The sequence below is a fragment of the Bacillus luti genome (assembly GCF_001884105.1).
GTDB classification, from domain to species: domain Bacteria; phylum Bacillota; class Bacilli; order Bacillales; family Bacillaceae_G; genus Bacillus_A; species Bacillus_A luti.
In genome coordinates, this window is sequence record NZ_MACI01000078.1 from 288,590 (window position 1) to 311,480 (window position 22,891).

Here is a 22,891-nt window from a genome sequence, read left to right on the forward strand (position 1 = left end):
TGTAAGAGGAAAAGAGTGAAGAAAATTCACTCTTTTTCATTTGGATTTTTAAGGGAATAACTTGATATAATGATGAATAAACAAGGGGGAGAAATGATGGAAGTACATATTAGAAGAGCGATAAAAGAGGATATATCAGGTATAGCAAAGGTACATGTTGACAGCTGGAAAACAACGTATAAAGGGATATTTGCTGATGAAATTTTAGAAAATATAACATATGAGCAAAGAGAAAAACAATGGAAAAATATTTTTCAACAAGAAGATAAATACCAATATAGATTTGTAGCAGAAACGTTAGATGGGGCAATAATTGGATTCATTGACGGGGGAGTGGAAAGAAGCGGTGCATATAATTGTGATGGGGAATTATATGCGATCTACCTTTTACAAACGTATCAAGGAATGCAAATAGGACAAAAGTTATTTCAAGCTTTATTATCGGAATTAATAAAAAATGATATAAAATCACTTTTAGTTTGGGTCGTTACGAATAATCCTTCTAAAAAGTTTTATGAAAAATTTAATCCTGAAAAAATGGATACGAAATTTTTAGAGAGAGTACAGGTAGAAGAGACAGCGTATTGTTGGAGGGATTTGAATTTGTTATACAAACAGTTATATAGATTAGTGTAAATAATAATATTATGTAAATAAAAAGTGGAGAAAGGTATACCAAATAAGGTATACCTTTCTCCACTTTTTGATGGATTTATAAAAAATAGTAGGTAATTAGTTTGAAAACAAGAATTTTTTTATTGTATTTTTAACTAGATTAAAAAAAGAGAGAAAACAATAAAAATTAAATTAGATAAAAAAATTCTGAAATATACTATTGAATTGAATATCATTATCAATTAGAATCATAATTGATAACGATATTCAATTATTGTTTATTGTATAAAATTTCGATAGCTTTAATATAAAGAGGAGGACCAGTATGCAGCATGCGAAACAAATCGCAGAACATGCAACATTACAAAGCTTTTTAAACTGTTATTTAAGAGAAACAGGGAGTGGAGAATGGATTACAGAGGATGAAAGAATGGAAAGTATGTTCAGTAATACATTGAATAGAGATACAGTCCCCACATATTTATGTTGTCGGCTATCGGCACAGAACGTTACTTTGTATGGAGAAGTTAAATATAAATCATCAACAGATCGCCATTTGTTTGGAGACCAATTTTATTATCAAATTGGAGATAGTAATTCTGTTATTAAAGCAGATTACGTTACAGTTATTACATTCTTAATAAAAGAGATGTCTATCAACTACGGAGAAGGGACGAATCCGGCTGAACTTATGCTTCGAGTTATTCGTAGTTGTCAAAATATTGAGGAATTTACAAAAGAGAGAATAGAAGATACATCTGTATTATATGGTTTTCATACAACTTTTATAGAAGCGGAGCAGTCATTATTATTTGGGCATTTAACTCATCCTACACCAAAAAGTAGACAAGGTATATTGGATTGGAAAAGTGCAATGTATTCTCCAGAATTAAAAGGGGAATGTCAGCTTCATTATTTTCGGGCACATAAAAGTATAGTAAATGAAAAATCATTATTATCAGATTCTACGACAACGATTATAAAAGAAGAATTAAGTAATGATGAGATGGTTAGTAAGGAATTTATAGCGAAGTACTGTAAGGAAGATGAATATTCATTAATTCCAATTCATCCGCTTCAGGCAGAATGGCTATTATATCAAGCTTACGTACGGGATTGGATAGAACAAGGAGTACTTGAATATATTGGACCTGCCGGAAAGTATTATATGGCAACATCATCACTTAGGACGTTATATCATCCCGATTCAAGGTATATGCTTAAGTTTTCATTTCCGGTGAAAGTAACGAATTCAATGCGTATTAATAAACTGAAAGAACTTGAGAGTGGTCTTGAAGGAAAGGAAATGCTAAATACAGCAATTGGTGAAGTTTTAGAAAAGTTTCCAGGCTTTGATTTTATTTGTGATCCAGCATTTATTACATTAAATTACGGAGCAGAAGAATCTGGTTTTGAAGTGATTATACGAGAGAATCCTTTTTATAGCGAACATGCAAATGACGCTACGTTAATTGCTGGACTAGTTCAAGATGCTATACCTGGAGAACGTACTCGCTTATCGAATATTATTCACCGCCTAGCAGATTTAGAAAGTAGAAGCTGTGAAGAAGTAAGTTTAGAGTGGTTTAGACGATATATGAATATTTCTTTAAAGCCGATGGTATGGATGTATTTACAGTATGGTATTGCATTAGAAGCTCATCAGCAAAATAGCGTTGTTCAGCTAAAGGATGGTTATCCGGTCAAATATTATTTCCGTGATAATCAAGGTTTTTATTTCTGTAATTCAATGAAAGAGATGCTTAATAATGAGTTAGCTGGTATTGGAGAACGTACTGGAAATTTATATGACGACTATATTGTAGATGAAAGATTTCGTTACTACTTAATTTTTAATCATATGTTTGGACTCATTAACGGATTTGGTACAGCTGGATTAATTAAGGAGGAAATTCTTCTCACGGAATTAAGATCTGTACTTGAATCGTTCCTTCCTTATAATCGTGAACCTTCTACCTTTTTAAGAGAATTGTTGGAAGAGGATAAATTGGCATGTAAAGCAAATTTATTAACGAGGTTTTTCGATGTTGACGAGTTAAGTAACCCTTTAGAGCAAGCAATTTACGTACAGGTACAGAATCCGCTCGTGAGAGAAGTGGCTGTTCGCTCATAAATAGCGTTAAAATTTCACGTAATACAAATAATGGTATTTTTCGTAAGGTAGAGGGGGGTATGAGAATGGACATGTATCATTCGAAAATATTGAAAGCGCTTGAGTCAGACGATTACATTTCAGTACGAAGAAGAGTGTTACGTCAGTTAGTAGAATCGTTAATTTATGAGGGGATCATTACGCCAGTTCGTATAGAAAAGGAAGAACAAATTCTTTTTCTTATACAAGGACTTGATGAGGACAACAAAAGTGTCACGTACGAATGTTACGGAAGAGAACGAATGACATTTGGACGTATCTCGATAGAATCATTAATAGTAAGAGTTCAAGAGGAAAAACAAGAAATACAATCAGTTTCGCAATTTTTGGAAGAAGTTTTTTGGGTTGTTAACGTAGAGCAAACGAAATTAGATTCTTTTATTCAAGAATTAGAACAAACGATATTTAAAGACACGATTGCACAATATGAAAGAAATAATAAGGAAGAATACATTCAAAAATCTTACGATGAGTTTGAAAGTCATTTAATAGACGGTCATCCATATCATCCTAGTTATAAAGCGCGCATTGGATTTCAATATCGTGACAATTTTCAATATGGATATGAGTTTATGCAGCCAATAAAACTCATATGGATTGCAACGCATAAAAAACACTCCAGTGTAGGTTATGAGAATGAAGTAATTTATGACAAAATTTTAATAGAAGAGATTGGTGAGCGGAAATTAGAAGAGTTTATGGAACGGATTCACAGTGCTGGATGTAATCCAAAACAGTACGTGTTTATACCTGTTCATCCTTGGCAGTGGGAGAATTTCATCATTCCGAATTATGCTAGTCATATACAGGATAAATGTATTATTTATTTAGGGAAATCAGAGGATGATTACTGTGCACAACAATCTATGAGGACGTTAAGAAATGTTACGAATCCAAAGAAACCGTATGTAAAGTTATCACTGAATATACTCAACACTTCTACACTTCGTACGTTGAAACCATATTCTGTTGTGAGTGCACCAGCTATATCGAATTGGTTACATGATGTTGTAAGTCAGGATTCGTATTTGCGAGATGAATCACGCATAATTTTGCTAAATGAGTTTTCGAGTGTCACGTATGATACGAATAAGAAATCAGTATATGGTTCATTAGGATGTATTTGGCGTGAAAGCGTTCATAAGTATTTGGATGCACAAGAGGATGCAGTTCCCTTTAACGGCTTATATGCAAAAGAGAAAGACGGTACACCAATTATTGATGCGTGGTTAAACAAATATGGGATAGAAAATTGGCTGCAATTACTTATTCAAAAAGCGATAATACCGGTTATACATCTTGTTGTAGAGCACGGAATTGCATTAGAATCACACGGCCAAAATATGATTTTTGTTCATAGAGAAGGGGTCCCTGTCCGTATTGCATTAAAGGACTTTCATGAAGGAATTGAGTTTTATCGTCCATTCTTGAAAGAAATTGACAAATGTCCGGACTTTACTAAAATGCATAAAACATATGCGAATGGGAAAATGAATGATTTCTTTGAAATGGATCGTATCGAATGTTTGCAAGAGATGGTATTAGATGCACTTTTCTTATTTAACTTAGGAGAATTAGCTTTCGTACTTGCGGATGAATATGGATGGAAAGAAGAAAGTTTTTGGATGATGGTTGTTGAAGAAATTGAAAATCATTTAAGAAAATATCCACATTTGAAAGATAGATTTGAAAACATTCAATTATACACTCCTACATTCTATGCCGAGCAATTAACGAAGCGTCGTTTATATTTGGACGTGGAATCACTTGTTCATGAAGTCCCAAATCCATTGTATAAAGCAAGACAACTTATCATACGAAAATCAGTTGTTACAGGGGGAAATTATGCTAATCGTTAATAAACAAGAGTATAACAAAAGTGATTTTGAATCGAGAGTACGAGTTTACGAGGAAATGGAACAAATCCAAGAAGCAATGGGGCATAGATTGGCACTTTGTTTGAAAGATCCATTTGATATTATTACACTTGTACTTTTCTTAAGAGAAAAGCAATCGTCTGTACTGCTTATACATGAAGATACGCCAAAAGATACGGCTATTGAAATGGCAAGACGTGCAAATTGTGTGGGGCTTTTATATGGAGAATATAGCGACTTCACAAAATTAGAAGTAGTGAAAACATTATTAGAAGAGCCTTCTTTATTACAATATAGCTCAGGAACCACGGGAGAACCGAAACTGATTCGTAGAGCATGGACGGAAGTTGATACAGAAATTACTGCTTATAATGAAGCTTTAAATTGCGAAATAGATGAAGTGCCAATCGTTATGGCTCCTGTTTCACATTCATATGGATTAATATGTGGTACGTTATCTGCGATTACGCGGGGGAGCAAACCGATTATCATTACGAATAAAAACCCTAAATTCGCATTAAATATAGTTCGCAATACAGAAAAACATATCATATATGCAGTACCACTTATGCTGCATATTATGGGAAGTTTTCCACTAGGAACATTTCAGTTTCATAAAATTATGACATCTGGATCACCTTTGCCAGAAGCATTATTTTATAAATTAAAAGAAATGACAACGTATATGATGCAGCAATACGGTTGTTCTGAAGCAGGTTGCATTAGTATATGTCATGATATGAAAAGCCATTTAGATTTAGGAAATCCATTAGCTCATGCGAGTATAAGCATAGGTTCAGATGAAAATATGCCTGAAGAAATCGTAGTGAAAATGAACGAGAAGGAAATTTTCACGAAAGATTTAGGATATAAATCTGAGCGTGGCCTTCATTTTATGGGGCGCATGGATGATGTAATTAACGTTTCAGGATTAAAAGTCTTTCCTATAGAGGTAGAAGAAACGATGCTTCGATTAGAAGGTGTCCAAGAGGCAATAGTATATCGAGGAAAACATCCTGTGATGGGCGAAATTGTTAAAGCGAAAGTGATCTCTCAAGTAGATCCCGTGCAAATAAGGGAATGGTGTATGGAGCACTTACCGTCTTATAAAGTTCCGCATGACATTGAAAGTGTAACTGAAATTCCGAAAAATAAAACTGGAAAAGTAAGTAGAAAGTTACTAGAGATGGGAGAGGTTACAGCATGAGACGAGAAGAGTTAAAGAATGCAGTGTTGAAAATTATGGAAGAAAAAATGGAATTGAAAAATGTAACGCATTTAGAAGAAACGATGCGATTAAATCAAGATTTATATATAGATTCGGTCATGATGCTACAGCTCATCGTATACATAGAAATGGATTTGAAGTTATGTGTCCCAGAGGATGAGGTAGATCCAAAGGCGTTTCTTACTGTAGGATCTTTACTTGATTTTATGGAGGAGTTACAGCCGTTACAAGAACTAAATATGAATAACTAACATTTTAGGAAAGTGGATGAGAATATGACTTCAATTAAAGTGCACTGCTTAGTGAGTTGTTTTTGTGAAATTATAAAAAGGCGTAGTGATATAGATTTTCGTCCATTTTATTTTGGATTATGGGATGGAGATTTTGATATAACAGAAGGCGGAATTATTTCATATCACTCTGAAAATATTAACCATGATAATTACTTACTGTGGTATGAAAAATTGTACGGTATTAAAGTGAACGAATGGTATGATCATGGAAGAGATAAAAGTAGTAATGTAGAAACATTTTTAGAATTAGTAGAAAACAAACCAGAGAATCGCTATGTAATTGTAATGGTTGATATGTCCCTATTACCTGAGAGGGAAAATAAATTCCATCAAAAACCGTTTCCGCATTATTTAATGATATCGAAGACAGAGAAAGAAGAAGAATGGTTCATGCTAGATCCTGATTTTCGCTGGGAAGGGAATATGGAAAGAGAAAAAGTGCTTCACTCTGTTCAAGATAACCCTTTTGGTGGAGGATATTTCATTGATGTAGAAGGAATTCAAGAACCAACACAAGAAATGGTAGCTAGTTATTTCACGGAAACATTCAAAAAGAAGGACAATGAACTGACTATGGAGCTGAAAAACTTAATTATAAAAATGGCAAATGAGGAAGAGGGGTATGAGCCTTCTAGGCTTGTAGCGGCAGTAAAACAAATTCCAGTACTTGCGATTCGTAAATATAGTTATGAGCATGCCTTTGCATACTTCCGTGAAACGTTACAATATTCAGAGCAAGAATTTGATTATTGGTGTGATCGAGTAGAAGATATTGTACAAGGATTTACAAATGTACAGTATCGTGCAATTAAAATGGCAATGACGAATAATAAAGGTATGCTAGTATCGATTGTTGAAAAACTGGATGAAATGAATGCAATTGAACTGCAAATTAAGGAAGAATTAGAGAAACAATTTCTATCGTGGAAAGCTATAAAAATAAATCAGTCTGTCGTAACTCTTTAAAAAATTTACTGAATTTAAGATAAGGGAGTTTAAAGCTATGAAATATTCACTATGTACCATTTCATTTCGCCATCAATTAATTTCATTTACTGATATTGTTCAATTTGCATACGAAAACGGTTTTGAAGGAATTGAATTGTGGGGGACTCATGCACAAAATTTGTATATGCAAGAGCGTGAAACGACAGAACGAGAATTGGCTTTTTTAAAGGATAAAAATTTAGAAGTTACGATGATTAGTGATTATTTAGATATATCCTTATCAGCAAATTTTGAAAAGACGATAGAGAAGTGTAAACAGCTCATAACGTTAGCGAATTGGTTTCATACAAACAAGATTCGTACGTTTGCTGGTCAAAAAGGGAGCAAAGACTTTTCGGTTCAAGAGAGGAAAGAGTATGTGAAGCGAATTCGAAAAATTAGTGATTTATTTGCTGAGCATAATATGTATGTACTGTTAGAAACACATCCGAATACGTTAACGGACACGTTGCCCTCTACTTTGGAATTATTAGAAGAAGTAAATCATCCGAATTTGAAAATAAACCTTGATTTTCTTCATATATGGGAGTCTGGTGCAGATCCAATAGACAGTTTCCATCGATTAAGACCGTGGATACAACATTATCACTTTAAGAATATATCCTCAGCGGATTATTTACATGTGTTTGAACCTAATAATGTATATGCAGCAGCAGGAAGCCGAGTTGGTATGGTCCCATTATTTGAAGGTATCGTAAATTATGATGAGATCATACAGGAAGTGAGAGATACTAACTATTTTGCTTCACTGGAATGGTTTGGGCATAATGCGAAAGATATACTGAAAGAAGAAATGAAGATATTAACAAATAGAAAATTAGAAGTAGTAACTTCATAAAGTGAAATGATGTAAGAGTCTCGTTTAGGAGACTCTTTTTTCTTGTATGAAAAAATAACCAAAAATTACCATGTATTTAAAATCGAATTTAACACAATTTATATATAAATAAGGAGGTGATCGGTAATGGCTAGAAATCGTAACGCTAATCAATTGGCATCACATGGAGCACAAGCAGCTCTAGATCAAATGAAATATGAAATTGCACAAGAGTTCGGTGTACAACTTGGAGCTGATACTTCTTCACGTGCAAACGGTTCTGTAGGCGGTGAAATCACAAAACGTCTTGTAGCGATGGCAGAACAACAGCTTGGTGGCGGATATACTCGCTAAATGTAGAAGGTTATAGGAGAAAGGAAGGATCCTTCCTTTCTTTTTTTATTTTCAATTAATTGGTATGAATATATAATGAACTGGATTCAAAGAATAGAAATAATGCTATATTTTAACCTATTTCCTTTGTTGTGAATGGGAAGGTAGTAACGATGTAATAGCCCTGGTGGAATGAACATTACGTTCCAGCAGGGCTATTATATGGTAAGAAATATATGATGAAAGGTTCCGAAGTCAACATGTTGAAAAAAGAAAACTGTTGTTTAATTGCGCTTGCATCAGTTCCACTTGTTATGACATTAGGGAATTCAATGCTCATTCCAATCCTGCCGACTATTGAAAAGAAATTACATATTTCATCGTTTCAAGTATCCATGATTATTACAATTTACTCTATTGTAGCCATACTACTTATACCGATTGCTGGTTATTTATCAGACAGATGGGGACGAAAGATGGTAATGGTTCCGAGTTTGCTGATTGCGGCTATAGGAGGAGCGATAACTGGTTGGGTATCTTGGAAAGTTGATAATCCCTACACTTGGATATTGATCGGTAGAGCGATTCAAGGTATTGGTGCTGCTGGTGCAATGCCAGTTGTTATACCGTGTGTTGGTGATTTATACAAAGATGAAAAACAAGTTAGTACAGGTTTAGGAATCATTGAAACATCTAATACATTTGGAAAAGTGTTGAGCCCTATTTTAGGATCTGCTCTTGCTGCTATTGTATGGTTCTTACCATTTTGGGCGATTCCAGTTTTATGTGTAGTATCAATTGTTTTATTACTTGTTCTAGTAAAGGCAAAGAAACAAGAAGGAGAAGTACCACCACTTAAAGAGTTTATAAAATCTATTCTCTCTACGTTTCGAGAAAAGGGAAGATGGTTGATTGCCATTTTTGTATTAGGTGCAATTATTATGCTTATTTTATTCGGAATTCTCTTTTATTTGTCGACTATACTGGAATCAAAGTATGACATTCATGGTATATGGAAAGGGTGTGTGCTTGCTATCCCGTTACTTGTACTCTCACTTAGTTCATATATGGCCGGTAAAAAAATTGGAGATAATCAAAATGTGATGAAGAAGTGTATTTATATTGGTTTTTTAATGGCTTCTGCTTCAGTCATTATTCCTTTATTTATAAAAGGAATCTATTTACTACTTCTTTGTCTCGTTATTATGGGAATCGGAATTGGTATGGCACTCCCATGTTTAGATGCTTTAATTACACAAGGGATTGAAAAGGAACAGAGGGGAACGGTTACGTCATTTTATAGTTCCATGCGATTTATCGGTGTAGCAGCTGGACCACCTCTATACTCTTTTTTCATGAAAGGTGCTGACCATGAAGTGTTTTATTTAACAAGTATATTCGCGGGTATTGGTGCTGTTATAGCAATCATTTGGATTAAACCAGCAAAAGATGCAAAGAACGTAAAACCGGAACCGGAACCTACTTCATAATTTGAAAGAGAATTGCATGATATTTTATGGAACATGCAATTCTCTTTCGTTCGTTAAGAATAAATCACTTGTGTTAACATATAAAGTGCGACACCCCATATGATGAGACCGGAAAACTTATTTAATAATACGATTGTCTTTCCAGTCGAGTCTATTCTTTTTAGAAATTTCCCCGCTAAAGCTAAGCTTATAAACCAAATCCAAGAAACGATAATAGTTGCCAGTGTGAAAGCCCATTTTTCACTTCCTATGTATTGAATCGAATTTGTTCCAATTACACCGATTGTATCTAAAATTGCATGTGGATTTAATAACGAAACCGATGCAGCGAAAAGGATTTGCTTTTTTAATGGCATACTGTTTTCTTGTTTTATATCGTTGGAAGGGGTACTTCTCCAAATAACCAAACCCATATATAGGAGAAAGAAAAAGCCAATCATATATAACGCGTTAGTTAGCCAAGAAAAAGTAAGTAGTACAAGGGAGACACCTTGCACTGCGATTAATATGAGTAACGTATCGCATATAGAGGCAGTTAATACTACAGGAGCTGCTCTCCAAATGTTTGGTTGGCTCGCACCTTGGTTAAAGACGAAAACATTTTGGACGCCTAATGGAATAATAAGACCAAATGCAAGAATGATACCATGAATAATTGCTTCACCCATCATATTACCTCCTACTTAAATTCATTATGATAGTGTATATTGTATAGAAGAAATGAAAATTTGTATCCATCCATATGGTTGGGGAGGTTGCCAACCAAAAAGAATGTAAGGTGATATGATGGAAAGATTCGTTTGGAAACCGAATACGTCTCTAGCGACTCCTTTGTATAAACAAATAGAAACGTATATAAAAGAAAAAATCGTTAATGGAGAATGGACTGTTGGAACGAAATTACCTTCACAAAGAGATTTGGCACATACATTTGGTGTGAATCGAAGTACAATTGTAATGGCCTTTGATGAACTGGTAGCAAAGGGATACCTTGAAGGGAATGGCAGGAAAGGAACAATTGTTGTAAATAATAATGAGAATGCTTCAACATACGCACCCCCGCCTAATTGGCAGTCTTATGTAGAAACAGGAATTCATTATCCGAATCTGCCTGCTATTCAAGAGATTAATCAAGCTGAGTTTTATCCGCATGTAATTCGTTTAGGAACAGGTGAGCTCGCGCCAAGTCTTTTACCTGAAAAAAAGATGAAAGTAGTAATGAATAAGCTTTTAAAGTCAAACGTGATACTTGGGTATGAACAGCCAAAAGGTAATCTTAATTTAAGGAAGCAAATTGCGGACTATTTAAAAGGACATGGTATATATGTATCTCCTGACTCTATATTGATTGTTTCAGGAGCAATTCAAGCGCTTCAACTTATTTCTATTGGGCTTCTTCCGAAAGGAGCGTCAATTTTATTAGAAAAACCATCATATTTATACTCTCTCAATGTTTTTCAATCAGCAGGAATACGTTTAATTGGAATGCCATTGGATGAGAGCGGGCTAGATGTGTCATATATTGCGAAATATAAGAAGCAATTTAATGCTTCTATTTTATATACAATCCCGTCTTTTCATAATCCAACGAATTTTAGCATGGATACGAAGAAGCGGACAGAAGTGATGGAGATATGCAATGAAATTGGATTGCCTATTATAGAGGACGCAGTATATCAAGACTTATGGTTTGATGCCCCTATTTCGAAACCTTTAAAAGCATATGATAGAAATGGAATCGTACTGCATATTGGAAGCATGTCTAAAGTAATTAGTCCAGGATTAAGAATTGGATGGATTGTTGGACCAGAGCCAGTCATTCAAAGATTGGCAGACATAAAAATGCAAACAGATTATGGATCGAGTTCTATATCTCAGCAAATTGCCACAGAGTGGTTTAAAGATGGATTGTATGAAGAACATTTACAGTTTGTAAGAGGTGAGCTTAAAAAACGTAGGGACTTTATGGTGAGTATGTTAAAGAAGTATTGTAGTGAAATAGCGACATGGTATGAACCGGCAGGTGGTTTTTATATTTGGTTACATATGAGTGTTCCGATTTCAAATCGTAGTTTATTTGACAAAGCTTTGAAAGAAAAGATGTTATTAAATCCAGGTACTTTGTATGATAGAAGTGCAAACCAATTTTTGCGGCTATCATATTCATACGCAACGTTAGAAGAAATTGAAATAGGTATAAAAAAGCTTGCACAACTAATGAAAAAGTAAGAGGAGAAAATAATGAAACAATATGTAATTTGCCAAATTATCAATGGAGATAAGTATTTAGCTGCTTATGCGGATACGAAGCAGGAAGCAATTGAAAAAGCAGAATTGTTAGGATTACGAACGGGAAATCGATACACCGTTATTACTGCGGAGGAAGCTGAAGGGTTAACGTATCCTTAAGCAAAGTATAATAATTATATAGGAAGTAAATAAGCCTAGTAATATATCACATTACTAGGCTTATTTTTTTTGAAAGCGTTACGTGTTCTCGTATGAAAAATAATAGTATTATGAGTCAAGTTGACGGAAATACCGATTTGTTTTTCGGTCTTGATTTCCGTCTCTATATTCATCAATATATTGTCTGAAGTTCCAAGATTGTAAAAACTTATTTGCGGCGTTATAACCAGAATTGTAAAGCCACTCTTTTTCTTCCTTTGTTAACTCAAAGTTTGTACTTGTAATGGACCCTGTTGGAATTGTAATTGTTCTTGCTTTTGATTCCTTGTCTAAATGACGTAAATCATGGGCTTGCATCATTGTTTTAAATAGTCCTTTGAACATGGAGATAGGCTCGTTATAGTGGGCAGGATCAGCTTGAATTGCATCCTTTACGAAATGAAACCCAAAAGTTGGCCAGCGAGGAGAGGTAGGTGAGTCGAAAATCCAAATTGGGTAATTGCTTAAAATTCCTCCATCTACCATATAACAAGGCTGCTTCCATTTTGGAGTTCTCCATTTTACCGGTTCAAAGAAGAAGGGGATTGTACTACTCATTCTTACAGCCTTAGCGATAGAGAAGCGATAATTTAAAAATCCGTAGTTTGGTAAGTCATCAGGAAAGACAACCATTTTACCATTACTTATATCAGAAGCGATAATTTTAAGCTTATTTAAATCAGGTAAATCTGTAAATAAGTGAACTCCTTTTTTTCGAAGTAATTCTTCAATCCATTCTTCTATGAAAATATTAGAGTAAATACCAAGAGTAGTCCATGCGCTTAATCCTTTTCCGATAAACGGGATCCTGTCAATAAAGGTTCTCTTCGTAAATTTATTATAATCAATATCAGTTATAATCGTTTTTAACTCTGAACAAGAATATCCTGCTGCTAGGAGCGCAGCAATAATGGAACCAGCTGATGTTCCAGCTACACGCTCCCATTCATAGCCTTTTTCAGCTAACGCGCAAATTGCTCCTACATGCGCAATTCCGCGTACACCGCCTCCTTCAAAAACACCATCAATCTTCATTAATCATACTTCCTTTCAAATAAAAGGTTTGAAAATGGCAAAAAAGCACGTATTGTACGTGCTTTTTTACAATAGTTTTTAAATTTACTAGCAGCCTACAAAGCCGCCCCAACAGCTAGCTCCGATGATGATTAGAAGGATAAATAAAACGATTAATAAAGCGAAACCTCCATAACCACAACCGCCGCCACCGCCGTATCCGTAACCACAGCAACTATATCCGTAACCCATGTGGAATTCCTCCTTAAATTAAAAATAAAAATGAACGAGGGGAAAATGTACTGGAAGAAATAATGAACTATCGTATTTGTAGGAACAATGTATACTATGCTTTTTTAAACTTGTTCGCGTATGGAGGAAGAGCCTGTTTTTTTGAAGGCTTGTTGTTTTTACAAAGAATGGAGTATAATTTTTGTGCGATGATACAAATAAGTATGTAAATATAAGGAGAATTTATGAATAAACAAATTGAAGTATTAATTGATAAATATGGGCTGACACATTTAAAAGAGGAACTTATTAATACTGTATTTCCTTGTGTAAAAGTTGTGCCAAAGATGGAGGAAAGCGTTACGATAGGTAGTTCGAAAATGGGAGGAATTCCTGATTTTCCGGCTACGTTTGAATATCCAACGCACAAAGGAAATCCGTTACAGTTTATTGCACAATTTAATTTAAAGGATTTACAAAATGTTGGTATGGATCACAATCTTCCTAAGACAGGGATGCTATATTTCTTTAGTATTGAAAATTACTTTGAAGAAGACGTGAATCCAACTGAAGCGGGGCGTGTACTTTATTATGATGTTCCTGTAGAGCAATTACGAAGAGCAGATGAATTGCAACCGAATTATAACCAGTGTGCAACTACTTTTGAACTAACGTATAAATTGCCAGAGCTTTTCATTGAAGATGAGGCTGATTCAGATCGTTTCTTGCAATTACTTGAAGAGCTAATTCCAGATAACTACGATAACCATCAAATGTTTGGTGAGCCATTCTCTGTACAAGATGAGGTATTGTACGAGACTGGAAAATATATGAACATAGATCCGCAGCAAATGACGCTTTTATTCCAAATTGATTCAGATACTAAAAATTGTAATATGATGTGGGGAGATTTAGGAATGCTTTATTTCTGTATTGGAAATGAAGACTTAAAAAATCGACGTTTTGAAAATGCATGCTGCGTATTACAAACTTGTTAATGAAAAAGGTTGTTCTTGTAAAAAGAACAACCTTTTTACAATGTTAAATATGCATAATCTCATATGACCTATACGAAAAAGTATTGTATACTCTGAAACTATACGATACTTTTTCGTATAGTTATAGAATGTAAGGAGTGACGAAATGGGAAAGACAAGTAAGTATATGACAGCTGCGCTGCTTTGTTCTACTATAGTAGTGGGGGGCTTACAAGCGTCATCTGTATCATATGCAGCTACGAATTCAACTGTAGCGACAGCACAATCAGATGCAAAGTTGTTAAATGATTTCAGAAAAGAATTAAAAAAACAGATTGATAATCGAGAAGAAAATATTACAATCACATATAAAACAAAAGATAGAAATGCTAGAAATATTATGGATCAATTGTATGGCGAGTTTAATAAAATTGTAGATGCTGATGAGTATGTAAAATATAATGTAGCGTCTACTAAGTATTCTATTAAAGGACTGCCCGGGAACTATACATTTACTCTGCAAGTGAAATACCGTGAATCAAAAGAACAAACACAATATGTAAAATCCCAGGTGAAATCGATTATAGGCTCAATTGTAAAACCGGGGATGGATGCACATGAAAAAGTAAAAGCTATTCATGATTACGTTGTAAAACATGTATCTTATGATACGTCGTATCAAGCGTATACAGCATATGAAGCGTTAGCGAATCGTTCTGCCGTTTGCCAAGGGTATACATTATTAACATATGAGTTACTAAAAGAAGCAGGTATCCAAAATCATATTGTAACAGGTACGGGAAATGGACAAGCTCACGCATGGAATTTAGTAAACATTGAAAACAAATGGTACCATCTTGATACGACATTCGATGATCCAGTACCAGATAAAGCTGGGCGCGTAACATATTCATATTTTAATATGTCTGACGAGCAATTAAGTAAAGATCACGACTGGGATCGTAGTAAATATCCGGCAGCAACTACAAGTTACTTTGGTGAATTAACAAACAAAATAAAAGCGGGTAGTTCAAAAACTGTTGCATATGAACAAATGTTAAAAGAAACAAATTTAAAATACTCGTCTGCACAATATGGAGCAGAAAATTATAATGAGTTTAAGCAAAAATTACAGCAACAATTTGCAGCTAAACCAGAAAAAGTAGAAGTACGATATAAGCAGTCTATGGATGGGACAATGCAAGATATAAAGAAAGTGTTAAATGAAATAAATTGGCCAAAAGGTGCAAAGCGTGTATCTTATCAAGTAGCGCCTTATAGTGCAATGGCAGGTTATTCATTAGCGACAATTACATTTACCTATTAAGGAATGAAAAAGAGCATCTGTAAAAGGTGCTCTTTTATTATGTATCACTTTAAAAATCAGAATTATGTGATAAAATTAAAGTGGAAGGATGTGGAATGTGAATGAATTTGTTCGAAAGTAATATTTTTACATTGATATATACTTGTTTAGTAATCGGACTTATCGTTTTATTTTTCCTATCATTTACTTTGTTTATTAGAAGAGTGTTGCAAAGCAGTGCTGCAAAGAAACAGCATGTGATGAATATGAACCAGAAGCTAGATCGAATTATTGAATTGCTTGAAAAAGATAAGAAATAACGATAAAAGGTGTATGAAAAGGGGAAGAAGATGGCTAATTATATAAAAGAATTACGTAAAAAAGTAGGGCATGATTATGTTTTTTTAAACTTTGCGGGTGGTTGTGTATTTAATAAAGAGGGAGAAGTATTACTGCAAAAAAGAGGAGACTTTAATGCTTGGGGGTTTCCTGGTGGTGCAATGGAAATCGGAGAATCTGCCGCAGAAACTGCGATTAGAGAAATAAAAGAAGAAACAGGTTATGATGTAGAAATAAATGAGCTTGTTGGAGTATATACAAAATATTTTCAAACATATCCAAATGGAGACAAAGCCCAGTCAATTGTGATAGTTTTTACATGCTCAATTGTCGGAGGAGAGAAAAAAATAGACGGTGATGAAACGTTGGATTTGAAGTTTTTCCCGTTAGACAAAATGCCGCCGTTATTTTGTAAACAACATGAAGATTGCTTGCAAGATTTATTGGAGAAAAGAGTAGGGGTATATCGTTAAAGCATAAAAAAGAAGCTAAAAGAGATTAGCTTCTTTTTTATGCTCTATTTCCACCAATCATCAAACATTGACGCTGGTACTTGTCTTTTATGTTCACTTACTGTGTAACGCTTTTCGATTTTTTCAGCAACGTCAGCTGGAACTGATTTGCCTTCTAAATAATCATCTAATTGATCGTAAGTAATGCCTAATTCTGTTTCATCAGCTTGACCTGGCTTTTCATCTAATAAATCAGCTGTTGGCATTTTTAAATAAAGTCGCTCGTCTGCACCTAATTCTTGTAGTAAAGCACGTCCTTGGCGCTTCGTTAATCCTGTTAATGGTAATAGATCTGCACCACCATCTCCGAATTTTGTAAAGAATCCTGTTACAGCTTCTGCAGCGTGATCTGTTCCGATAACAAGAAGGCCGTTTTGTCCACCAATTGCATATTGTGTAACCATGCGGATACGTGCTTTCACATTACCTTTATTGAAATCTGTTAGTGATTCACCTAATAAGTTTTCGTATTGACTTGAAAAAGCATCAACAGTTGAAGCGATATCAAAGGCAGTTGATTGATCAGCTTGAATAAATTGTAATGCTAATTGTGCGTCATCTTCATCTTTTTGTACTTTGTAAGGAAGACGAACAGCGATAAACGTTGCGTTACCACCTTCGTTACGAATTTCTTCAACTGCAAGCTGGGCTAAACGTCCCGCTAATGTAGAGTCTTGTCCGCCACTAATTCCAAGTACAAATCCTTTCGCACCTGTTTTTTTTACATAATCTTTTAAGAAATCAACACGTTTACGAATTTCTACTTTTGGATTAATTACAGGTTGAACATGCAATGCTTTCATAATCTGTTCTTGTAATGTCATTATGTTTTCCTCCTTTTCATATTAAAGCTGTAAAAGTTTTTATGTATATATTGGTACATACTCCTATCCTTTATTATTTCGCAAAACTAACGAATATACAATAGGATGCGTGTATGAATATGAATGTAGTCATTATAATGAAAGTGCAACGTATAATCAATTTTTTAAACCTTTCAAAACTGTAAGGTTTTTGTCATTTGAATCGATGGAATGTATTTCCGTACTTTACTAATATAAGAACATAGTTAGTAGAAGGGCGGAGAAGTAATATGAATATTAGAGAACTCGCATATCGGAATGTGACGCGAAATAGACGAACATATTCAGCATATTTTTTAAGTAGTGCATTTGCTATTATGGCCTTTTTTGTTTATTCATTTTTTGCGTTTCATCCGGCATTAAGTGCTGGAGAATTGGGCCAGTACGTGTTCGTAAGTATGTCTTTTGCACAGTCCATTATTTACTTATTTACATTTTTCTTTATTTTATATTCGATGGGAATGTTTTTAAAAACGAGAAAGCGCGAATTAGGAATTTTAATGATGTTAGGTATGACGAAATATCAATTAAAGCGTCTTATCTTTTTTGAAAATATTATGATTGGGATAGGGGCAATTATCTTTGGAATTCTAGCAGGAATGTTATTTTCTGGAATATTAATATTTGTAGCTCCAATGATATTAAAGTTAGATATTTCCTTACCCTATTACATTCCAATGAAAGCCATTGTTGTAACGAGTATTATGTTTTTCGTATTATTTATGATCATTTCATTGTTTAGTGCAGGAATGATTCAGAAGAATAAAATTATGAAATTGTTTAGAGGATCAGCAGAAGCGAAGCCGGAACCGAAAGCATCCATTATTTCTTCTATATTAGCAGTCATTTTGCTTAGTATGGGATATGCAGGAGCGCTTATGTCACACGGTGCAATGGTATTTGTCATGATGATTCCTGTTACAACAGTAGTCATTATTGGTACGTATTTGCTATACAAGCAGTTGAGTGTCTTTATTATTAGACTATGTAAAAAAAGTAAACGTTTCTATTGGACACAGACAAATATTATTACGTTGTCAGATTTAGCTTACCGTATGAGAGATAACGCAAGAATGTTCTTTATTGTAACCATAATTTCAACTGTAGCATTTTCAGCAATAGGTACATTAGTTGGCTTTACATCAATGACAAAGGCGATTATGGAGAGACCAATTGCGTTTCACTATCATTCTAAGCAAGGAAATAGTAATGAATCACAGCATTTGAAGATGATTGACGAAGGATTAAAGAAACATAGTATAGCAGCTTCAAAAACGAATATTTCCACAAAAAAAACGGAGGAGCAGTCGTTAAGAAGCGCCACCTTTATAAAAGAATCAGACTATAAGGAATATGCAAAGCTAACAGGAGAACCCTTTAATGCGGTATCAAATAAAGAAGTTTTATTTTTGTTAGTCGATATACCAGGACCTCCGATGAAAGAAAGAAATGAAATTACATTACCAAATGTGAATGAACCTTTACAAGTGAAAAAAGTTAATACCTCGTCATTAAGTAAAATATTAAGAGGTAATGTTTATGTAATCTCTAACAATCAATATGATGCATTACAAGATGGATTTAAAGAAGAAAAAGATTATGTGTACAAAACAGAAGGAACGAAAGATGAAATTGAGGTTGGTAAAGAACTTACGCAACAGATGAAGCCTTATGAAGAACATACAACGTTTAGTGCAGAAGAATACGAACAAAACCAAAGTTTACAAATCGCAGGACCAATTCTATTTGTAGGTTTCTTTATTGGAATTGTATTTTTCGTTTGTGCAGGAAGCTTCCTTTACTTCCGTTTGTTTTCTGATTTGGAGGATGATGCTCGTTTATTTGAAATGATTCGAAAAGTAGGCTTAACGAGTGGGGAATTATCGAAAGTGGTTACAATTCGATTGGCACTTTTATTCTTCGTTCCAATAGGTGTTGCAACATTACATGGAGCAGTAGCATTAACTGCGCTAGGGCAGATGTTTGAGTACTCACTGTTTAAGGAAAATGCGATTGTAATAAGTATTTTCATAGGAATCCAAGTTGTATACTTCTTAATGATACGATCTCGTTACTTAAAACAATTGAAAGAGAGATTACGTATTCGTTAACTGTGTTTTTTTGACTTGAGTACAAAAATTTCTAAAAAGAGGCAAGCATTACCAAATAGTGATAAAATGGAAATAGCGAGGTGGAAAAATTAATAGAGAGTAAGGGGGGAGTAATATGAAAGCAACAGGAGTTATTCGAAAAGTAGACGAACTAGGACGAATTGTTATTCCTAAAGAATTACGAGATGTATTAGGGATACAAATCAAATCACCACTTGAAATTTTCGTAGAAGAAGACAAAGTAATTTTACAAAAATATCAACCTTACAATGCTTGTCAAATAACAGGTGATGTTTCAAATCAGAACATATCATTAGCAAATGGAAACATTACTGTTAGTATAGATGGAGCGAAACATTTAATAAAAGAGATAGAGAAATTTTTAAACAAGAGTGAGGTTTAATCTTCATTTATATTATTTTTGAAGATTAAATTTAATTCTTTTAAAAGACTATGAAAGGACCATAAATTGGTCCTTTTATTTTTGTTATTGGTTGAATCACAAGAAAAATAAAAAAGTAGTAAGTTATATTGAGAAATATTTGAAATGAAGGAGAATAGAACAGAAAAAACGAATGTTAAATTTAAAGCTATTCAACAGTGGTCTGAAATGAAAATAACACATTTTCAGGAGGGATTACGATGAACAGTAGTACAGCGAATAAACAAAAAGGTATACATTTGATTCCTTTTACAGTAAACAAGGTGGTCGAACAAGTAAATGAAATTCCACCAGGTGTACAATTGATTCATGCTCCACAAGTATGGGAGAAGAGTGAGAAAGGAAAAGATATTGTCGTTGCCGTTTTAGATACAGGGTGTGATAGCAATCATATAGATTTAAAAGACCGTATTATTGATGGGAGAAATTTCACGAAAGATTATGAAGGTGATCCGAATATTTATCTCGATAATAATGGACATGGCACACATGTAGCGGGGACGATTGCAGCGACTGAAAATGGTGTCGGTGTATTAGGAGTGGCACCACTTGCTAAAATGTTAGTATTAAAAGTTTTAGCAGGAGATGGTTCTGGAAGTTATGAGCAAATTATTGAGGCCATTCATTATGCTGTAAATTGGAGAGGGCCGAATCAAGAGAAAGTGAGAATCATTTCAATGTCACTTGGTGGTCCGCAAGACGTCCCGGAATTACATGAAGCAATTCAAAATGCGGTAAGACAAGATGTACTCGTTGTGTGTGCTGCTGGAAATAATGGGGATTGCGATGATGACACAGAGGAACTAGACTTCCCAGGTGCTTATTCTGAGGTAATTGAAGTTGGTGCAGTTAATTTAGAGCGGAAAATTGCTTGTTTTAGTAATTCCAATCAAGAAATTGATTTAGTAGCGCCAGGTGATGAAATATTATCTACGTATCCAGATGGGAAGTATGCTGTATTAAGTGGAACTTCAATGGCGACACCGCATGTTGCTGGAGCATTAGCACTTCTCATTAAGCAGTGCGAGAGAGAGTATGGTAGAAAGTTATCAGAGCCAGAAATATATGCGCAACTAATAAAAAGAACCGTACCTTTAGGGTATGAGCGTACATCTGAAGGGAACGGATTAATAGATTTATTAAAAGAATAGTCATACTAAAAAACTTCTCATATTCATATGAGAAGTTTTTTAGTATGGCTCTGTCGCATGTAATACAACTTGTAATAAACCAGGGAATCTAGCGTTTAAATCTTCCTCGCGAATTGAAATGAAACGTTGTGTTCCTTCAAGACGCGTATACATAACACCTGACTCACGTAAAACTTTAAAATGGTGAGATAAAGTTGATTTGGCGATAGGGATGTTTAAGGAGCCACAAGATTGTTCATTTTTCTCTAGTAACATATTTACAATTTGTAAACGAATTTGATCGCTAAGTGCATATAAGACAGAAGAGAATTGAATTTCTTCTCGATTTGGATGATAGGGAGTACGCATTGTTTCACCTGCTCGTATAAGTTAAGTTATTTGCACTATAACATATAAAGTGCTATATTTCTATTATTCGAATATATTCGAATAATAGAAATATAGGGGGAGAAAAAATGAAGTATACAAAATTGCAAAAGGCAGGATTAACTATTTCTAAGTTGGGGTTAGGAACGAATGCTGTAGGGGGACATAATTTATATAATGATGTGAATGAGGAAGAAGGGAAACGATTAATAGAAGAAGCTATTCAGCAAGGAGTGACATTTTTTGATACAGCGGATTCATACGGTTTTGGTAGATCAGAAGAATTAGTAGGACAGGTATTGAAAAGAAATCGCCATGAGTTTGTACTTGCTACAAAAGGTGGAATTCAGCCGTTATTAAATGGAGAAACGTATATTAATAATGAACCAAGCTATTTAAGAAATGCTGTGGAAAATAGTTTAAGAAGATTACAGACTGACTATATTGATTTATATTATTTACACTTTACAAATTCTGAAACAAGTTACATAGATTCAATCGGAGAGCTTACTCGCCTAAAAGAAGAAGGGAAAATTCTTTCAATTGGAATATCCAACGTAAATGTAGAGCAATTAAAAGAAGCGAATCAACATGGTTATATAGATGTAGTACAATCGCCTTACAACATGTTAGATCGTACTGCTGAGGAAGAACTATTACCGTATTGTATAGAAGCTGGTATTTCATTTATTCCGTATGGACCTCTTGCTTTTGGAATACTAGGCGGTAAATATACAGAAGATTTTAAATTAAATGAAGGTGATTGGCGCAAAAGTGTAAATCTATTTGAAGAAAATACATATAAGAATAATTTCAAGAAAGTGGAAAAGTTAAAAGGTTTAGCTGAAGAAAAGAATATCGAAGTATCGCATATAGCCTTAGCGTGGTTATTAAACAAACAAGGAATTGATACTGTTATTCCTGGAGGGAAGCGAGCAGAGCAAATAAGAGAAAGTGTAAGAGCGGTGGATGCTTTATTGAATGAACAGGACATGAAACAGATTGAATCGATATTAGAAGTATAGTCAGAAAGAGGGGGAGATGCTAAACTCCCTTTTCTATACCCTATAAATAGCATATAGTATAAAAAATATTAATTGACGTATTTTACGAGCGTAGCGATCAGAAAAGATGGTCCGTTGACTTGGAGGAGAGTTAAAACGGAAATTTCGAGCAAATAAAAAATCCCTATAGAGATAGGGATTTATATATCGGCATATCGTTCCTTGGAAAAGGATGTACTTAGTTTACCATATTGAAATATAAGTATTTGTGAAATGGATGTGAAACTAATGTG

The 22,891-nt window shown here is 34.3% G+C and carries 24 protein-coding genes; 19 read left to right on the plus strand and 5 right to left on the minus strand.

Annotation, left to right across the window (positions count from 1 at the left end; all coding sequences use genetic code 11):
• Nucleotides 1–96: 96 nt before the first annotated feature.
• The 9 genes from BAQ48_RS19945 to bcbE all read left to right on the plus strand — a co-directional run bounded on the left by BAQ48_RS19945 (nucleotide 97) and on the right by bcbE (nucleotide 9,834).
• A complete protein-coding gene (locus tag BAQ48_RS19945) occupies nucleotides 97–636 on the plus strand; it encodes a GNAT family N-acetyltransferase (protein ID WP_116758541.1) in 540 nt (179 codons plus the stop codon).
• A 304-nt stretch (nucleotides 637–940) separates the two neighbouring features.
• Entirely contained in the window at nucleotides 941–2,749 is a 1,809-nt protein-coding gene (locus tag BAQ48_RS19950) for an IucA/IucC family protein (protein ID WP_071712526.1), read from the plus strand.
• A 59-nt stretch (nucleotides 2,750–2,808) separates the two neighbouring features.
• On the plus strand, nucleotides 2,809–4,647 hold the full coding sequence (locus BAQ48_RS19955) for an IucA/IucC family protein (protein ID WP_071712527.1): 1,839 nt from the start codon (nucleotides 2,809–2,811) through the stop codon (nucleotides 4,645–4,647).
• A complete protein-coding gene (locus tag BAQ48_RS19960; RefSeq protein ID WP_071712528.1) occupies nucleotides 4,634–5,872 on the plus strand; it encodes an AMP-binding protein in 1,239 nt (412 codons plus the stop codon). The genes BAQ48_RS19955 and BAQ48_RS19960 overlap by 14 nt, the downstream gene beginning before the upstream one ends.
• Entirely contained in the window at nucleotides 5,869–6,144 is a 276-nt protein-coding gene (asbD, locus tag BAQ48_RS19965; RefSeq protein WP_071712529.1) for a petrobactin biosynthesis protein AsbD, read from the plus strand. The genes BAQ48_RS19960 and asbD overlap by 4 nt, the downstream gene beginning before the upstream one ends.
• A gap of 24 nt (nucleotides 6,145–6,168) precedes the next feature.
• Nucleotides 6,169–7,152 (plus strand): DUF6005 family protein, encoded by a 984-nt coding sequence (locus BAQ48_RS19970; RefSeq protein ID WP_071712530.1) that lies wholly within the window; start codon nucleotides 6,169–6,171, stop codon nucleotides 7,150–7,152.
• Nucleotides 7,153–7,189: 37 nt separating this feature from the next.
• The gene (locus BAQ48_RS19975; protein ID WP_071712531.1) at nucleotides 7,190–8,032 is read left to right on the plus strand and encodes a sugar phosphate isomerase/epimerase family protein; all 843 of its coding nucleotides are present in this window, start codon (nucleotides 7,190–7,192) and stop codon (nucleotides 8,030–8,032) included.
• 126 nt (nucleotides 8,033–8,158) lie between these two features.
• Nucleotides 8,159–8,365, plus strand: coding sequence for an alpha/beta-type small acid-soluble spore protein (locus BAQ48_RS19980; RefSeq protein WP_000113539.1), 207 nt, complete (start codon nucleotides 8,159–8,161; stop codon nucleotides 8,363–8,365).
• A gap of 239 nt (nucleotides 8,366–8,604) precedes the next feature.
• Entirely contained in the window at nucleotides 8,605–9,834 is a 1,230-nt protein-coding gene (bcbE, locus tag BAQ48_RS19985) for a bacillibactin exporter BcbE (RefSeq protein WP_071712621.1), read from the plus strand.
• A 53-nt stretch (nucleotides 9,835–9,887) separates the two neighbouring features.
• On the opposite strand, the gene BAQ48_RS19990 is transcribed toward bcbE, so the two are convergent.
• A complete protein-coding gene (locus tag BAQ48_RS19990) occupies nucleotides 9,888–10,502 on the minus strand; it encodes a LysE/ArgO family amino acid transporter (protein ID WP_071712532.1) in 615 nt (204 codons plus the stop codon).
• Nucleotides 10,503–10,620: 118 nt separating this feature from the next.
• Here BAQ48_RS19990 and BAQ48_RS19995 point away from each other — a divergent pair, with 118 nt between their 5' ends.
• Nucleotides 10,621–12,063, plus strand: coding sequence for an aminotransferase-like domain-containing protein (locus tag BAQ48_RS19995; protein WP_071712533.1), 1,443 nt, complete (start codon nucleotides 10,621–10,623; stop codon nucleotides 12,061–12,063).
• A 12-nt stretch (nucleotides 12,064–12,075) separates the two neighbouring features.
• Nucleotides 12,076–12,243 carry a DUF3933 family protein gene (locus BAQ48_RS20000; RefSeq protein WP_000816374.1) on the plus strand — a complete coding sequence of 56 codons (168 nt, stop codon included), beginning with the start codon at nucleotides 12,076–12,078 and terminating at the stop codon, nucleotides 12,241–12,243.
• 108 nt (nucleotides 12,244–12,351) lie between these two features.
• Here the strand turns inward: BAQ48_RS20000 and BAQ48_RS20005 are convergent, their stop codons facing one another.
• Both BAQ48_RS20005 and BAQ48_RS20010 read right to left on the minus strand, forming a co-directional pair.
• On the minus strand, nucleotides 12,352–13,317 hold the full coding sequence (locus tag BAQ48_RS20005; RefSeq protein WP_071712534.1) for a patatin-like phospholipase family protein: 966 nt from the start codon (nucleotides 13,315–13,317) through the stop codon (nucleotides 12,352–12,354).
• Between the two features lie 87 nt (nucleotides 13,318–13,404).
• Entirely contained in the window at nucleotides 13,405–13,548 is a 144-nt protein-coding gene (locus BAQ48_RS20010; protein ID WP_000540420.1) for a YjcZ family sporulation protein, read from the minus strand.
• Nucleotides 13,549–13,772: 224 nt separating this feature from the next.
• Between BAQ48_RS20010 and BAQ48_RS20015 the strand changes: the two genes are divergently transcribed.
• The 4 genes from BAQ48_RS20015 to BAQ48_RS20030 all read left to right on the plus strand — a co-directional run bounded on the left by BAQ48_RS20015 (nucleotide 13,773) and on the right by BAQ48_RS20030 (nucleotide 16,622).
• Complete coding sequence (locus BAQ48_RS20015) at nucleotides 13,773–14,525, plus strand: YwqG family protein (RefSeq protein WP_071712535.1); 753 nt, start codon at nucleotides 13,773–13,775, stop codon at nucleotides 14,523–14,525.
• Between the two features lie 145 nt (nucleotides 14,526–14,670).
• Complete coding sequence (locus BAQ48_RS20020; protein WP_071712536.1) at nucleotides 14,671–15,831, plus strand: transglutaminase domain-containing protein; 1,161 nt, start codon at nucleotides 14,671–14,673, stop codon at nucleotides 15,829–15,831.
• A 101-nt stretch (nucleotides 15,832–15,932) separates the two neighbouring features.
• Nucleotides 15,933–16,130: a DUF4083 domain-containing protein gene (locus BAQ48_RS20025; protein WP_071712537.1), complete on the plus strand. Its 198-nt coding sequence runs from the start codon at nucleotides 15,933–15,935 to the stop codon at nucleotides 16,128–16,130.
• A 30-nt stretch (nucleotides 16,131–16,160) separates the two neighbouring features.
• On the plus strand, nucleotides 16,161–16,622 hold the full coding sequence (locus tag BAQ48_RS20030; RefSeq protein WP_071712538.1) for an NUDIX hydrolase: 462 nt from the start codon (nucleotides 16,161–16,163) through the stop codon (nucleotides 16,620–16,622).
• Between the two features lie 44 nt (nucleotides 16,623–16,666).
• Here the strand turns inward: BAQ48_RS20030 and nadE are convergent, their stop codons facing one another.
• Nucleotides 16,667–17,485, minus strand: a complete 819-nt coding sequence (gene nadE / locus BAQ48_RS20035; protein ID WP_071712539.1) for an ammonia-dependent NAD(+) synthetase — start codon at nucleotides 17,483–17,485, stop codon at nucleotides 16,667–16,669.
• Between the two features lie 269 nt (nucleotides 17,486–17,754).
• Here nadE and BAQ48_RS20040 point away from each other — a divergent pair, with 269 nt between their 5' ends.
• The 3 genes from BAQ48_RS20040 to BAQ48_RS20050 all read left to right on the plus strand — a co-directional run bounded on the left by BAQ48_RS20040 (nucleotide 17,755) and on the right by BAQ48_RS20050 (nucleotide 21,228).
• On the plus strand, nucleotides 17,755–19,635 hold the full coding sequence (locus BAQ48_RS20040; RefSeq protein ID WP_071712540.1) for an FtsX-like permease family protein: 1,881 nt from the start codon (nucleotides 17,755–17,757) through the stop codon (nucleotides 19,633–19,635).
• A 115-nt stretch (nucleotides 19,636–19,750) separates the two neighbouring features.
• Entirely contained in the window at nucleotides 19,751–20,038 is a 288-nt protein-coding gene (locus tag BAQ48_RS20045; RefSeq protein WP_064474212.1) for an AbrB/MazE/SpoVT family DNA-binding domain-containing protein, read from the plus strand.
• Nucleotides 20,039–20,277: 239 nt separating this feature from the next.
• On the plus strand, nucleotides 20,278–21,228 hold the full coding sequence (locus BAQ48_RS20050) for a serine protease (RefSeq protein WP_071712541.1): 951 nt from the start codon (nucleotides 20,278–20,280) through the stop codon (nucleotides 21,226–21,228).
• Nucleotides 21,229–21,267: 39 nt separating this feature from the next.
• Here BAQ48_RS20050 and BAQ48_RS20055 read toward each other — a convergent pair whose 3' ends face one another.
• Nucleotides 21,268–21,576, minus strand: coding sequence for an ArsR/SmtB family transcription factor (locus BAQ48_RS20055; protein WP_071712542.1), 309 nt, complete (start codon nucleotides 21,574–21,576; stop codon nucleotides 21,268–21,270).
• 107 nt (nucleotides 21,577–21,683) lie between these two features.
• Here BAQ48_RS20055 and BAQ48_RS20060 point away from each other — a divergent pair, with 107 nt between their 5' ends.
• On the plus strand, nucleotides 21,684–22,619 hold the full coding sequence (locus BAQ48_RS20060) for an aldo/keto reductase (RefSeq protein ID WP_071712543.1): 936 nt from the start codon (nucleotides 21,684–21,686) through the stop codon (nucleotides 22,617–22,619).
• Nucleotides 22,620–22,891 lie beyond the last annotated feature (272 nt).